This window comes from Agrobacterium sp. 22-214-1 (assembly GCF_053522465.1).
Genome location: NZ_JBNWCK010000003.1, coordinates 502365 through 516397 on the forward strand (window position 1 = coordinate 502365; position 14033 = coordinate 516397).

Sequence of the window (14033 nt, forward strand, 5' to 3'; positions counted from 1 at the left end):
TTGAGATCACAGGAAACCGCAGGCGCGCAATGACGCATATGCCAGCCGTTCCGCCCGCCCATCGGGTCCACTTGGGGGACATCTGTCCATGAGTACCTTTGAATTCCTGCTGCACGGTCTTGAGGTTGCCGCCCAACCCATGAACCTGCTCTATGCGCTGATCGGCGTCACGCTCGGCACCGCCGTCGGCGTTCTGCCCGGCATCGGCCCTGCGCTGACCGTGGCGCTGCTTCTGCCCGTTACCTATAGGCTCGATCCCGCCGGTTCGCTCATCATGTTCGCGGGCATTTATTATGGCGGCATGTATGGCGGATCGACCACCTCGATCCTGCTCAACACGCCGGGTGAAAGCGCCTCGATAGTGACCGCGCTCGAAGGCAACAAGATGGCCCGCAAGGGCAGAGGCGGGCCCGCTCTTGCCACCGCCGCCATCGGCTCCTTCGTCGCCGGCCTTATCGCCACCATCGCGCTCGCCTTCATCGCGCCCTATATCGTCAAGCTGGCGCTGGTCTTCGGCCCGCGCGAATATTTCGCGCTGATGGTGCTCGCCTTCGTCACCGTTTCCTCCGCTTTCGGGGATTCGGCGCTGCGCGGCCTCACCTCGCTATTCATCGGCTTTGCGCTTGCTATCGTCGGCATCGACCAGCTGACCGGCCAGACCCGTATGAGCTTCGGCATTCCCGACCTGCTCGACGGCGTGGAAGTAACGACGCTTGCGGTGGCCATGTTCGCCATCGGCGAAACCCTGTTCATCGTCGCCCAGGGCAGCACCGGCCCGGACAAGGTCGAAGCCGTGAAAGGCTCCGTCTGGATGAGCGCGCAGGACTGGGCACGTTCCTGGAAAGCCTGGCTGCGCGGCACGCTGATCGGCTTCCCCATTGGCGCCATGCCGGCGGGCGGTGCTGAAATCGGCACCTTCCTCTCTTATGCCACCGAAAAGAAGCTGACCAAATATCCGGAAGAATTCGGCCATGGCGCCATCGAAGGCGTGGCCGGTCCGGAAGCCGCCAACAATGCGTCCGCCGCCGGTACGCTGGTTCCGCTGCTGACGCTCGGCCTGCCGACGACGGCGACCGCCGCCATCATGCTCGCCGGCTTCCAGCAATATGGCCTTCAGCCCGGCCCGCTGCTGTTCGCCACCAATCCGCAGCTCGTCTGGGGCCTGATCGCCAGCCTGTTCATCGCCAACCTGATGCTGCTGGTTCTGAACCTGCCGCTCGTCGGTCTCTGGGTGAAGCTGCTGACCATTCCGAAGCCCTGGCTTTATGCGGGTATTCTGCTGTTCGCGACGCTCGGCACCATCGGCGCCAACCCGTCGGTCTTCGAACTCGGCATGCTGCTCGCCTTCGGTATCCTCGGCTATATCATGCGCATCTTCGGTTATCCGATTGCGCCTGCGGTCGTCGGTCTCATCCTCGGCCCGCTTGCGGAACAGCAGCTGCGCCGCGCTCTTGCCATCGGCCAGGGTGACCCGACGGTGCTGTTCACCTCGCCGATTGCCGTTGGCCTCTTCATCGTGGCAGCCGCCGCCTTCATCATCCCGCTTATCATGCGTATCCGCGGCCGTGGCGAGGTGCTGACGCAGCTTGCCGCCAACGAGGACTGAGAAACCAAGAGCCTCCCAAGGCAACTGGCCCCGTATCTCCGGATACGGGGCCTTTTTTATTCACGCCAACGGGGATGTGTGATGCGCACCCGCCCATGATAGAATTGCGCCAACCGCAGGAGAAAGACATGCGCACGATCGCGATCATGATGGTTCTGGCGCTTGCCGGCTGCACCACCGCCCCCGATGTCGAGCCCATTCCCGGCAGCATCACCTATGGCGGACAGCCGCGCACCAAACTCACCAAATCCCCCATCGGTAGCACGCTCAGCAATGAATTCGTCATGGGCGACGGGCGGCTGGCGATCGAAACCTACCGCGTGCAACCGGACCGGTCGCTGAAACTGGAAAGGCGCGAAATCGTCGGCGACTGGCCGCCGGATTGAGGCGTGCGGACACAGACCGGGTTAGCGACGCGTGCGAAAACGGTGCTTCCGTCATCCTCGGCCTTGTGCCGAGGACCTGCGACCTGTCGATTTTGTTCAACGTAATTAGATCCTCGGCACAAGGCCGAGGATGACGTCCGGACAGATTGCAGGCCATGCTTTTGCACCCGCACATTTCCCGCTCACGGCAATTCAGAACCGTTCTAAAACATAATTTTGATTTCCGCCGACCTTGCCAATAAAGCTGATCGCCAACATCAAGTTAACCCGGTGGGATCGCTTCCGCCGGCTCGGAACCATATTGCAAGGGACATATAAGTGGCCATCAACTTCACCTTCCCCGTTCGGCTGCTGGCGGCAGCGGCCTTCAGCCTCGGCGCGATGACGGCAAGTGCCGAAGAAATGACGATCAAGCACGCACAGGGTGAGACCGTGCTGAAGGCGGCGCCGAAGAAGGTTCTGGTTCTCGATATTCCCTCGCTCGACAATCTCGATGCGCTCGGCGTCGAGCCCGCCGGTGTCGTCGGCTCCAACCTGCCCACCTATCTGCAGAAATATGCCGACGGCAAATATCTGAAAGTCGGTACGCTGTTTGAGCCCGATTATGAGGCGATCAATGCGGCAGAGGCCGATCTGGTCATCGTCGGCGGCCGTTCGCGGGCGAAATATCCGGACGTTGCGAAGATCACGCCCGCCATCGACATGTCGGTGGATTCCAAGGAATTCATCGGCAGCGTCAAAGCCAACATCACCAAGCTCGGCGATATCTTCGGCAAGCAGGAAGAAGCCAGGAAGCTCGATGCCGCCATCGATGAAAAAGTCGCCAAGCTGAAGGAAATCGCACCCAATTCCGGCACGGCGATGATCCTCGTCACCAATGCCGGCAAGGTCGGCGTTTATGGCCCAAGCTCGCGCACCGGCTGGCTGCACACCGAAATCGGCTTCAAGCCGGTTGCAGCCGACATCGACGACCGTTTCGACCGCGGCGATGTCGTCTCCTTCGAATATCTCGCCGAGGTCAACCCCGAATGGCTGTTCGTGATCGACCGCGACGCCGGCATCGGCCGCGCCACCGATCCGGGCAAAGCAGCCGCGCAGGTGCTGGATAACGAGCTGGTGCACCAGACCAATGCCTGGAAGAAAAAGCAGATCGTTTATCTCGATCCGCAGGCGGCCTATATCGTCAGCAGCGGTTATACGGCGCTCTCCACCCTGCTCGATCAGGTCTACAAGGCCGTCTCCGAGAAGAAATCGTAAAAGCCTCCAGGCATCCGCTTCTGAAGGCTGCTCCACGCGACGTCATCCTCGGGCTTGACCCGAGGATCTACCAAGGTATCGTAAAATCAATAGGTTGCAGATTCTCGGGACATCCTTGGGCTTGTTCCGGGGACCGAGGATGACGGAGAGAGGTTTGTAGCCTCACCGTAACCTGCGGGGTCGCCGGGAGCTTTCACCATTTTCGAAAAACCGCCAACGTGAAATCCCTGTCTCTCATCCTTGCCCTTCTTCTGGCTCTGGTGCTCGCCATCACCAGCCTGTTCGTCGGCGTGAGCAACGTTTCGCTCACAACGCTTTTCGCACCGGACACGAGTGCAGACGCGCTGCGTGTGTTGCTCGTCAGCCGCATTCCGCGCACGCTGGCGCTGATACTGGCCGGAAGCTCGATGGCGATTGCCGGGCTCATCATGCAGATGCTGGTGCGTAACCGCTTCGTGGAACCTTCGACGGCGGGCACCACCGAATCCGCCGGCCTCGGCCTTCTCACCGTCACCCTGCTGGCGCCGGATACGCCGATCTTCGGCAAAATGCTGGTGGCCGCCGTCTTCGCGCTCGCCGGCACCGCGCTGTTCCTGCGTATCCTGCGGCAAGTGCCGCTGCGCGACGTGCTGCTGGTGCCGCTGATCGGCATCATGCTGGGCGGTGTCATCTCCGCCGTCACCACCTTCTTCGCTTATCGTTTCGACCTTCTACAATCGCTCGGCGCATGGATGACGGGGGATTTTTCCGGGGTGCTGCGCGGCCGTTATGAATTGCTGTGGGTCGGCTTCCTCTTCGCCATCGCCGCCTATCTCGCCGCAGACCGCTTCACCGTGGCCGGCATGGGCCGCGACTTCACCACCAATCTCGGTCTGAACTATCGCCGGGTCATGGCGCTCGGCCTCACCATCGTTTCGCTGGTGAGCGCCGTCGTCGTCGTCACCGTCGGTATGATCCCCTTTCTCGGGCTGATCGTGCCGAATGTCGTCAGCCTGATGATCGGCGACAATATGCGCCGCTCGGTGCCCTGGGTGGCGACGCTCGGCGCGGTCTTCGTGCTTTCCTGCGACATCATCGGCCGGACCGTGCGTGCGCCTTACGAGATACCCATCGGAACCGTGGTCGGCGTCATCGGCAGCGCGCTGTTCCTCTATCTCCTGCTGCGGAAACGCCACCATGCCTGAGAGACATCCTGACCGGCGTGCAAAAACCGTTCTGCTCGTGCTTGCGGCATTCGCACTCATCTCCATGGCCGCCTTCATGACGCTGGGCGCCAAGGGCAGCTGGAGTTTCGTGCTGCCGTTTCGCGGCATCAAACTTCTGTCGCTCTTGCTGGTGGCCTATGCCATCGCGGTCTCCACCGTGCTGTTCCAGACGGTCACCAACAACCGCATCCTCACCCCTTCGGTCATGGGTTTCGATTCGCTTTACGTGTTGATGCAGACCGGGCTGATCTTCGTCTTCGGCTCCGCAACCGTCGTCATGATCGATCCGCAGCTGAAGTTTCTCGCTGAAACCAGCCTGCTCGTCGTCTTTTCCGCCCTGCTCTATCGCTGGCTTTTCGTGGGCGCGGAACGCAGCCTGCATCTTCTGGTGCTGGTCGGCATCGTTTTCGGCGTCTTCTTCCGCAGCCTCTCGGGCTTCATGCAGCGCGTGCTGGACCCCAATGAATACACGGTGCTGCAGGATGTGCTGTTCGCCAGCTTCAATTCCATCGATCCGACGCTTCTTGCGGTCTCCGCCATTATCATCGGCGTGGTGACCATCATCGGGCTCAGGCTGATGCACACGCTCGACGTCCTCTCGCTCGGCCGCGCAACGGCCATCAGTATCGGGGTCGAATATAAGCGCACGGTCACCATCATCCTCGTGCTGGTCTCGGTGCTGGTCGCCGTCTCAACGGCGCTCGTCGGCCCGGTCATGTTCTTCGGCCTGCTGGTGGCAGCCCTTGCCCATTATCTTACCGGCAATGGCAAACACGCCTATGTGCTGCCGGCGGCAATCCTTATCGCCGTGATCTGCCTCGTCGGCGGCCAGGTGGTGCTGGAGCGGGTTTTCGCCTTCGATACGGCGCTCTCGATCATCATCGAATTTCTCGGCGGCATCGTCTTTATCGGTCTTATTCTGAAGCGGGGGGCGCGATGATCATCGCCAGTCAGATCAGCAAATCCTATGGCGACAGCCTCGTCGTCGACGGCGTCTCCGTCTCCATTCCGGCAGGCGGCGTCACTTCCATCATCGGGCCGAACGGTGCGGGAAAATCGACCCTGCTTTCCATCGTCGCAAGGCTGATGTCGATGGATGCCGGAACAGTGACCGTCGACGGTCTGGATGTCACGAAAACCCCTTCCGATACGCTGGCCAAGCGGCTCTCCATATTGCGGCAGGACAACCACATCTCTTCGCGCCTGACGGTGCGCGATCTCGTCGGTTTCGGCCGTTACCCCTATTCCAAGAGCCGGCCCACCATCGAGGACAAGGTCCATATCGACCGGGCGCTGGAATATCTGCACCTCGAAGCCCTTGCCGGCCGGTTTCTGGACGAGCTTTCCGGCGGCCAGCGACAGCGCGCCTTCGTGGCCATGGTGCTGTGCCAGGATACGGATTATGTGCTGCTCGACGAGCCGCTCAACAATCTCGACATGAAACACGCCTCCAGCATGATGAAGATCATGCGCCGCGCCGCTGACGAGCTGAAGAAGACCGTGGTTCTGGTGCTGCACGACATCAACTTCGCCTCCTGGTATTCCGACACCATCATCGCCATGCGCGAAGGCCGCATCTGCCATCAGGGGCCGGCGGAAGAGATCATCCGTCCGGATGTCCTCAAGGACATCTATGACATGCCGATCCGCGTCAATGAGATAGACGGCCGGCGCATCTGCCTGTTTTACGAATGACATGATGATTGTGCAGGATTTTCGCTGTCCCAGTGCTTAGCATGGAACAGGGCCTCAGGCCCGGACGTTAAACGACGGACTTTTCCAAAGCGGCATTCCGTCCGCAACTTCAGGAGACATCGATGAAGACGCACAAGACGAAGAACGACCTGCCTTCCAACGCCAAGTCGACCGTGATCGGCATTCTCAACGAATCACTGGCCTCGGTTATCGACCTTGCGCTCATCACCAAGCAGGCGCACTGGAACCTCAAGGGCCCGCAATTCATCGCCGTGCACGAACTTCTCGACACTTTCCGCACCCAGCTCGACAATCACGGCGACACGATTGCCGAACGTGTGGTCCAGCTTGGCGGCACGGCGCTCGGCAGCCTGCAATCGGTCTCTTCGACGACGAAGCTCAAGGCGTATCCGACCGATATCTACAAGATCCACGACCATCTCGACGAACTGATCGAGCGTTATGGCGAGGTCGCGAACATGATCCGCAAGGCGATCGACGATTCCGACGAGGCGGGCGACCCGACGACGGCGGATATCTTCACCGCCGCCTCGCGCGATCTCGACAAGTCGCTGTGGTTCCTCGAAGCTCATGTTCAGGAAAAGAGCTGAGGCGGAAGCGGCTGCCGCCAGAACACACACGAAAGCGCCCGAGATGCTCGGGCGCTTTTTTATTGTCATATGGCGCAATCAGTGCCGACGTAAAACCGCAAGACCGATATCGCGCAACATCTCATGGTCGAGAATGCCGCGCTGGGCGCTACGGATCAAAACTGCCGCGCACTCATTGGCAACATGGCTGCTGCGGTCTTGAAAGCATTCGAAACATACGCCATCGAAAATAGTCTGCAGATCGGTGATCTGCTCCGGCGACAATTGTGCGCCAACCCGTTCAAAAGCTGCGTACGACAAGGCTCATCCTCCCGATGATGATATGCCAAGTATCGTTCCCAATATCGTTTCGATTTTTCTTGTGGACAGGGAATTTGTACACCCGAACGAATCACTTGTCGAATCAGATTTTAACCAAATGTAAATAGGTTATTTTCTGGCATTCCCGCCGACCGCCACCCCCATGGCAGGGGGATAAAAACCAGCTGAAACAATATCTTCAACGGAAATTCCCTAGTCGTCAGCCCGTGATGGCCGCCAGATTTCGGATAAATCCGCACACAGGCGGATTTCCACCGAAACCGCAAAAGAAACTGTTGCATTCCAAAAACGATTGAGCGATATAGCACCCGTCGCCGCTTCGGCGGCCCACGGTTCAGCGAACTACCCCGGACCGGTGGATTTGAGCGGGTGTAGCTCAGGGGTAGAGCACAACCTTGCCAAGGTTGGGGTCGAGGGTTCAAATCCCTTCGCCCGCTCCAAATTTCCAGAACAGGCAGATAAATCTTCACTGCACCCGATGTGAAACGCGTCGTTTCCATAGGCTGTGAGGAGCATTGCCGCGCGAGGATTTTTCACGCATGGGCAAACCGGGAAGGGCGCTCCCTCCCCGGCTCTTATTATCAGGCGGCCTTGTCCCAGACGGGTGCAAGCCCTTCCGGTGAAACGATGCGGCCATCCGGTCTGGCAAGCGCGCGGATCGCCGCCATTTCATCGGCGGAAAGCTCGAAATCGAAGATGGCGAGATTTTCATCGACGCGGGCTTCGCTGACCGTCTTCGACAGTGCGATGACACCCTGCTGCTGCACGAGCCAGCGCAGCACCACCTGCGCCACCGACTTGCCACGGCCTGCGGCGATTTCCTTCAGCACCGGATCGGTGAAGACCTTGCCATCGGCCATGCCGTAATAACCCGTCACCGACATTCCGGCAGCCTTTGCCGCGGCGATAACCACGTCCTGATCGATATAGGGGTGGTATTCGATCTGGTTGGTCACGATCGGGGCCTTGGACAGCTTCACCGCCTCGGCCATCAGCGCCGTGCTGAAATTGGAAACGCCGATATGACGCACCTTGCCCGCTTCCTTCACCGCGTTCAGCGCGCCGATCTGTTCGGCAAGCGAAACCGCGTCATTCGGCCAATGCAGCAGCAGCAGGTCGACATAATCGGTCTTCAGCTTTTTCAGGCTCTCATCCACGGAGGCGAGGAAGGCATCGTGCCTGTAGTTTTCGACCCAGACCTTGGTGGTGAGAAACACGTCGCCCCGCGCCACGCCCGAAGCAGCGATGGCTTCCCCGACCTCGGCCTCGTTACCGTAAATCTGGGCGGTATCGATATGGCGGAAACCGGCCTTCAGCGCATGGGGAACGATGCGCAGCACATCGGCACCGGGAATACGAAACGTGCCGAAACCCAGCGCCGGGATCGACGCGCCATTTGCGGTGACATCAAACATATATTTTCTCCTTCGAAGTAGCCCGGCCGACTTGGGAGCGGCCGGGAATTTTATGAAAAGTTCAGGCGGTTTTCAGCGTCAGCGCGGCGCGGCGGTCGAGCGTGCTGCTCCAGAGGGTCAGGAGCAGGGCCACGGCGACGAGGATGGCGCCGACCCACGGGGTTGCGGCAAGACCCATCGGCGATTCCACCACCAGACCGCCGAGCCATGCGCCAATGGCGATGCCGAGGTTGAAGGCGGCGATGTTGAGCGCCGAGGCGACATCGACGGCGCCGGGGCGATGTTCCTTGGCAAGCTGCACCACATAAAGCTGCAGGCCGGGAACATTGGCGAAGGACAGGAAACCGAGCGCGGCAAGCGTGATGAGCGTCAGCACCGGCGAGAAGGCGGTGAAGGAAAAGACGAGCAGCACGATGGCCTGCGCCAGGAAGAGGCCGATCAGCGCCCTAGCCGGGTTATGGTTGGCGATCCTGCCGCCGCCGATATTGCCGGCTGCAATGGCGATGCCATAAAGCACGAGGATCAGACTGACGCTCCTTTCGGAAAAGCCGGTGACATCCTGCAGGATCGGCGCAAGGAAGGTGAAGGCGACGAAGGTGCCGCCGTAACCGAGCGCGGTCATGGCGAAAACGATGAGCAGGCGACCGGAGCCGAGAACACGGACCTGATCGAAGAGGCTCGCCGGCGGAGCCTTCTTCAGCGTGTTCGGCAGAAGCGTGGCAATGCCGAAGAAGGCGATGACGCCAAGGGCGGCAACGACCCACAAGGTCGCACGCCAGCCGAAGACCTGCCCGATATAGGTGCCGAGCGGAACGCCGGTGACGATGGCGACCGTCAGCCCCATGAACATCATGGCAATGGCCGAGGCGCGACGATTTTCCGGCACGAGATCGGCGGCGATGGTAGAGCCGACCGAGAAGAAGACTCCATGGGCGAAGGCGGCGATGACGCGGGCGACAAGCAGCATCTCATAGCTGGGCGACAGGGCCGCAGCGCTGTTGCCGATGATGAACAGGGCCATCAGGCCGAGCAGCAGCGGCTTTCGTTCGATCCTGCCGGTCAGCGCCGTCAGGATCGGCGCACCGAAGGTGACGCCCAGCGCATAAACGCTGACGATGAGGCCGGCAAGCGGCAGGGTAATGTTGAGATCGGTCGCGACCGTCGGCAGAAGACCGACAATCACGAACTCCGTGGTGCCGATCGCATAGGCCGCGATCGTCAGGGCAAATATGGCCAATGGCATGACAAATACCTCTTCGCCCGGAGCGGGGTCGCGGGCGTTCTGGACAGCAACGCCGTCCGGTTGGATCATTTGGACAGCGATGCTGTCCGGTTGGATCAAATCTATGGATGCAATATGGGCGAAGGGGACTTGCATGATAATCGGCAAGGTCGGATAAATACCTTTGAATTGATTTCACAGGTGGTGCGACGATGGACAATCGGGCCGGAGAAATGGAAGTCTTCGTGGCGGCGGCGGAACTCGGCAGCTTTTCCGCCGCCGGGCGCAGGCTGAAGCTTTCACCCTCGGCGGTGAGCAAGCTCGTCACCCGTATCGAAGACCGCCTTGGCACCCGGCTGCTTGCCCGCTCCACCCGGCTTGTCACGCTCACACCGGAGGGCGAAGTCTATCTTGCGCGGGCAAGGCGCATTCTCGCCGATATAGCCGAGACCGAGCAGATCGTGGCGAGCGGCGGCAAGGTGGTGCCGCGTGGCCTTTTGCGCGTCAACGCCACGCTGGGCTTCGGCGAACGTTATCTGCTGCCGCTTGCGCCGGAATTTTTGTCGCTTTATCCGGAAATCGAGCTGGATATCTCACTGACCGACGGCGTCATCAGCCTGATAGAGGAACGCACCGATATCGCCATCCGCTCGGGCGCGATGGGAGATTCATCCCTGAAGGCGAGAAAGCTGAAGGAAGTCCGCCGCGTCATCGTCGCCTCCCCCGCCTATATCGAACGACACGGCATGCCGGAAACACCGCAGGATCTGGTGCGGCACAATTGCTTCAGCTTCAATTTCAGCCGCAGCCTCAACGAATGGCCGTTTCGCAACCCCGGCTCTGCGGAAGTCTACCGACTGCCCGTAACGGGCAATGTCTCAGTCAACAGCGGCATGGCCATGCGAAGGCTCTGCCTGACGGGCCTGGGGCTGGGAAGGGTCGGCGAATTTCATATCGAGCCGGATATCGAGGCGGGCCTGCTCGTGCCGGTTCTGGAAGACTACAATGCCGAGGAGATGGAAGTGATCCACGCGGTTTATGCCGGTCACGAACACCTGGCCGCCCGCGTGCGCGCCTTCATCGATTTTGTCGCAGCAAGGGTCGGGCGGTGACTGGCCGCCTCACACCAGGCCGTGCACCAGCTTGGCCAGCCAGTCGACAAAAACGCGGACCTTGTTGGTTACATGCCGGGTCTGGGGATAGACCACATAGATCGGCATGGCCTCGCGCCGCCATTCGGAAAGCACCGGCACCAGCTCGCCCCGCGAAAGCGCATCTTTCACCATGAAGACGGGAAGCTGCACGATGCCCATGCCGGCCAGCGCCGCATTGAGATAGGTGCGGCTGTCATTGACCGAGACGACATAATTCGGGGTCAGCTCGACGCTGCGCACGCCGTTGTCGAAGGAGGCCGGCATGATCTGGCCGGTGGTGGCATTGAGGTAGCCCACCGAATAATGCTCTTTCTCCAGATCCTCCGGTTCTTGCGGCATACCGAAATTTTCGATGTAGGATGGCGAGGCGAATGTCTCGAACCGGAGTTCGCCCACTTTACGGGCAATCAACGACTGATCGCGCAGCACGCCGACCCGCAGCGCACAGTCGACATTCTCCGCGATATAATCGACGAGACGGTCGCCTACACCGAGGTCGAGACGGATTTGCGGATAACGCTGGTAAAATTCGCAAAGATGTGGGATAACAACCAGGTCCGCGAAGACACCGGCCATTTCCACCCGCAACCGGCCGGAGGGCTGCACCTGCGCGCTGGACATGCTACCGTCAAGTTCTTCGATTTCCGATAAAATCTGTGAGGCCCGCTCATAATAGAGAGCGCCGTCCGTTGTCAGCATCACCCGGCGCGTGGTGCGGTTAAGAAGTGTGGTGTGCAAATGCGCCTCCAGCGCCTGCACCATGTTGGTAACAGTGGTTTTCGGCATGTTCAGCGCGGTGGCGGCGCGGCTGAAATTGCCGGTTTCCACGACCCGCGTAAAAACCCGCATGGCGGAGAGCTGATCCATTCACTGCCTCGGAGATATGATTATCCGTTATTTCGGAATAGTGTTTTCAAATTTGCATGCTTGATCGTTTCGATCCGAACAATAATATGGATTTCAGATTTTGCAATATGATCCGCTTATTGGTGGCGGCGCAAAGGATCTGGGTTCATGAACGCGCATTGGGAAAATATGGGTAGCGAGACGTCCGCGTCGAAGCTCTCCGTGCGCCGTTATGAAGGTTCCTGCCTCTGCAGCCATCCGCCTGTCGTGCTTTATCTGCGCGGCGGATCGTTTCTGGAACCCGGCCTTGAGCCGGGCGGCAATTGCCCGGAGCTTCCGGTGGCCCGCGCGCTTGCGGAAAGCGGCGCGGTGGTCGTGGAAGCCGACTACAGCAAGCCGTCCGGCAACGAGTTTCCGATGGTCATCGATTGCGCCTATGAGGCGCTCGATCATCTGAGCCGGGACCGCAAGCATTATGGCGGCGCGAAATCGCTGCTGTTCGTGGCCGGCGAAGAGGCTGGCGGCAATGTGGCGGCGGGGCTTGCCTTGAAGGCCCGTGACCGCATGCCGGGCAAACTCGCAGGCCAGATTCTTCTGTCGCCCATGATCGACCCGATGATGACGACGGAATCCTTCCGCGATGCGGACAGGATCGGCATGCGTCAGCGCTGGGCCGATGGCTGGAGCCATTACCTTGCCAAGGCGTGCGGGTTTTTCCACCCCTATGCCGCGCCCTGCCAGTGCACGCGGCTGAACCGGGTGGCGCCGGCGCTGATCTTTACCGCCGAGGACGACCCTCTGCGCGACGAAACGGTCGGTTATGCCGACCGCCTCATCGCCTCCGGTGTCAGCGTCCGGCAGCATGTTTTCCCCGCCGGCGTCGGCTGGACGGGGCTTTATCAAGGAGAGGGCGGCGGATGGGTCTCATCCGTCTGTTCGGAGTTCAAGACTTTCGTCGACCAGTTAAAACACTGAAAATTCGCATTTATTTATGAACGACCTGCTCCCGATCGGGGGGCCAAGGAGATACCCATGACGCTGAACACAAAGCGCCGGGCCCTGACGGGTGCCGGCATCGGACTTGCCATGTCCGTTGCAGCAGCAGCACTGTTTTTCGACCTCCCCACCAGCCGCGATGCAACGGCAGCCTCCACGCCTGCCGAAACACCGGCAATCCCGGTTACCGTCGCCAAGGTGGAAAGCCGCGACGTGATGCGCTGGGAAGAATTTTCCGGCCGTCTCGAAGCCGTTGACCGGGTGCAGATCCGCTCCCGCGTCGCCGGCCAGATCAAGGCCGTGCATTTCCGCGAAGGCGCGCTGGTGAAGGAAGGCGATCCTCTCTTCACCATCGATCCGGCCCCTTATCAGGCCGCCGTTGCGGGTGCTGAAGGCCAGGTTGCTTCCGCCGAAGCCAAGGTCAGCCTTGCCAAAACGGAACTCGACCGTGGCCGCAGGCTTTCCGACAATCGCACCATCTCCCAGAGCGATCTCGACCAGCGTCAAAGCTCGTTTGCGGATGCCGAAGCCCAGCTTCGCGCCGCCCGCGCAGCCCTGACCACGGCTCAGCTCGATCTCGGTTATACCGAAATCCTCGCCCCGGTTTCCGGCCGCGTCGGCCGCATCGAAATCACCGCCGGCAACCTCGTCGCCGCCGGCTCCACATCGCCGGCGCTGACGACACTGGTATCGGTCAACCCGATCTATGCCAGCTTCAACGCCAGCGAAGGCGTGGTGGCCAAGGCGCTTGCCGAACTGCCGCAGACGGACGGCGCCCTGCCCGCCCTCGAACAGATCCCGGTGGAAATCGGCACCCTTTCGGATGAAGGCACGCCGATCAAGGGCACGCTGCACCTGATCGACAATCAGGTGGATTCGGCAAGCGGTACCATCGGTGTCCGCGCCGTCTTCGAAAATCCGGACGGCAGGCTCATTCCGGGCCAGTTCGTGCGGGTGCGCATGGGTGAACCGAAGCCGGAAAACCGCATCGTCATCAGCGACCGGGCCATCGGCACGGATCAGGACAAGCGTTTCGTCTTCGTGGTCGATGCCGAAAACAAGGTGAGCTACCGCCAGATCAAGCCGGGCGCACCGGCCGATGGCCAGCGCATCATCGAAAGCGGCCTTGCCGCCGGTGATACGATCGTCGTCAACGGCCTGCAGCGCATTCGCCCCGGTGCGACCATTGCACCGCAGGCGGAAGACAAGGTTGCTGCCTCGCAGTAACCCACCTCTTTGATCAGCAAGCGTCCCGCACTTTCGCGAGACGCGCATTCAGACAGAACCGGCCTTCACCGGCGGCAGGATTGCCGCCGGAG

14 protein-coding genes and 1 tRNA gene are annotated in these 14033 nt (G+C 60.7%); 11 read left to right on the forward strand and 4 right to left on the reverse strand.

The genetic code is table 11. The features are described 5' to 3' along the window. The first annotated feature begins 88 nt into the window (after positions 1-88). The 7 genes from ACQZ5G_RS15420 (at position 89) to dps (ending at position 6760) form a co-directional block, all read left to right on the forward strand. Entirely contained in the window at positions 89-1606 is a 1518-nt protein-coding gene (locus tag ACQZ5G_RS15420; protein ID WP_020809148.1) for a tripartite tricarboxylate transporter permease, read from the forward strand. Positions 1607-1734: 128 nt separating this feature from the next. Next, on the forward strand, positions 1735-1992 hold the full coding sequence (locus ACQZ5G_RS15425) for a hypothetical protein (protein WP_003522606.1): 258 nt from the start codon (positions 1735-1737) through the stop codon (positions 1990-1992). A 318-nt stretch (positions 1993-2310) separates the two neighbouring features. Further along, positions 2311-3249, forward strand: coding sequence for a siderophore ABC transporter substrate-binding protein (locus tag ACQZ5G_RS15430; protein ID WP_078051662.1), 939 nt, complete (start codon positions 2311-2313; stop codon positions 3247-3249). A gap of 218 nt (positions 3250-3467) precedes the next feature. Next, positions 3468-4433 (forward strand): ABC transporter permease, encoded by a 966-nt coding sequence (locus tag ACQZ5G_RS15435; RefSeq protein ID WP_065655558.1) that lies wholly within the window; start codon positions 3468-3470, stop codon positions 4431-4433. Beyond that, on the forward strand, positions 4426-5394 hold the full coding sequence (locus tag ACQZ5G_RS15440) for an iron chelate uptake ABC transporter family permease subunit (RefSeq protein WP_448736440.1): 969 nt from the start codon (positions 4426-4428) through the stop codon (positions 5392-5394). Before ACQZ5G_RS15435 ends, ACQZ5G_RS15440 begins: the two co-directional genes overlap by 8 nt. After that, complete coding sequence (locus ACQZ5G_RS15445) at positions 5391-6149, forward strand: iron ABC transporter ATP-binding protein (protein WP_448736439.1); 759 nt, start codon at positions 5391-5393, stop codon at positions 6147-6149. Before ACQZ5G_RS15440 ends, ACQZ5G_RS15445 begins: the two co-directional genes overlap by 4 nt. A gap of 122 nt (positions 6150-6271) precedes the next feature. After that, positions 6272-6760, forward strand: a complete 489-nt coding sequence (dps, locus tag ACQZ5G_RS15450) for a DNA starvation/stationary phase protection protein Dps (RefSeq protein WP_003522611.1) — start codon at positions 6272-6274, stop codon at positions 6758-6760. A gap of 78 nt (positions 6761-6838) precedes the next feature. Here the strand turns inward: dps and ACQZ5G_RS15455 are convergent, their stop codons facing one another. After that, positions 6839-7060: a hypothetical protein gene (locus tag ACQZ5G_RS15455; RefSeq protein ID WP_003522612.1), complete on the reverse strand. Its 222-nt coding sequence runs from the start codon at positions 7058-7060 to the stop codon at positions 6839-6841. A 386-nt stretch (positions 7061-7446) separates the two neighbouring features. Here ACQZ5G_RS15455 and ACQZ5G_RS15460 point away from each other — a divergent pair. After that, positions 7447-7521 (forward strand) — tRNA-Gly (locus ACQZ5G_RS15460). 141 nt (positions 7522-7662) lie between these two features. On the opposite strand, the gene ACQZ5G_RS15465 is transcribed toward ACQZ5G_RS15460, so the two are convergent. Next, entirely contained in the window at positions 7663-8496 is an 834-nt protein-coding gene (locus tag ACQZ5G_RS15465) for an aldo/keto reductase (RefSeq protein ID WP_003522613.1), read from the reverse strand. Between the two features lie 61 nt (positions 8497-8557). After that, positions 8558-9739, reverse strand: coding sequence for an MFS transporter (locus ACQZ5G_RS15470; protein ID WP_003522614.1), 1182 nt, complete (start codon positions 9737-9739; stop codon positions 8558-8560). A gap of 191 nt (positions 9740-9930) precedes the next feature. Between ACQZ5G_RS15470 and ACQZ5G_RS15475 the strand changes: the two genes are divergently transcribed. Beyond that, entirely contained in the window at positions 9931-10830 is a 900-nt protein-coding gene (locus ACQZ5G_RS15475; RefSeq protein ID WP_448736438.1) for a LysR family transcriptional regulator, read from the forward strand. A 9-nt stretch (positions 10831-10839) separates the two neighbouring features. Here the strand turns inward: ACQZ5G_RS15475 and ACQZ5G_RS15480 are convergent, their stop codons facing one another. Next, positions 10840-11739, reverse strand: a complete 900-nt coding sequence (locus tag ACQZ5G_RS15480; RefSeq protein WP_003522616.1) for a LysR family transcriptional regulator — start codon at positions 11737-11739, stop codon at positions 10840-10842. A gap of 147 nt (positions 11740-11886) precedes the next feature. On the opposite strand from ACQZ5G_RS15480, the gene ACQZ5G_RS15485 reads away from it, so the two are divergent. Beyond that, positions 11887-12693, forward strand: coding sequence for an alpha/beta hydrolase fold domain-containing protein (locus tag ACQZ5G_RS15485; protein WP_003522617.1), 807 nt, complete (start codon positions 11887-11889; stop codon positions 12691-12693). Positions 12694-12750: 57 nt separating this feature from the next. Further along, a complete protein-coding gene (locus ACQZ5G_RS15490) occupies positions 12751-13941 on the forward strand; it encodes an efflux RND transporter periplasmic adaptor subunit (RefSeq protein ID WP_003522618.1) in 1191 nt (396 codons plus the stop codon). Positions 13942-14033: the final 92 nt, after the last annotated feature.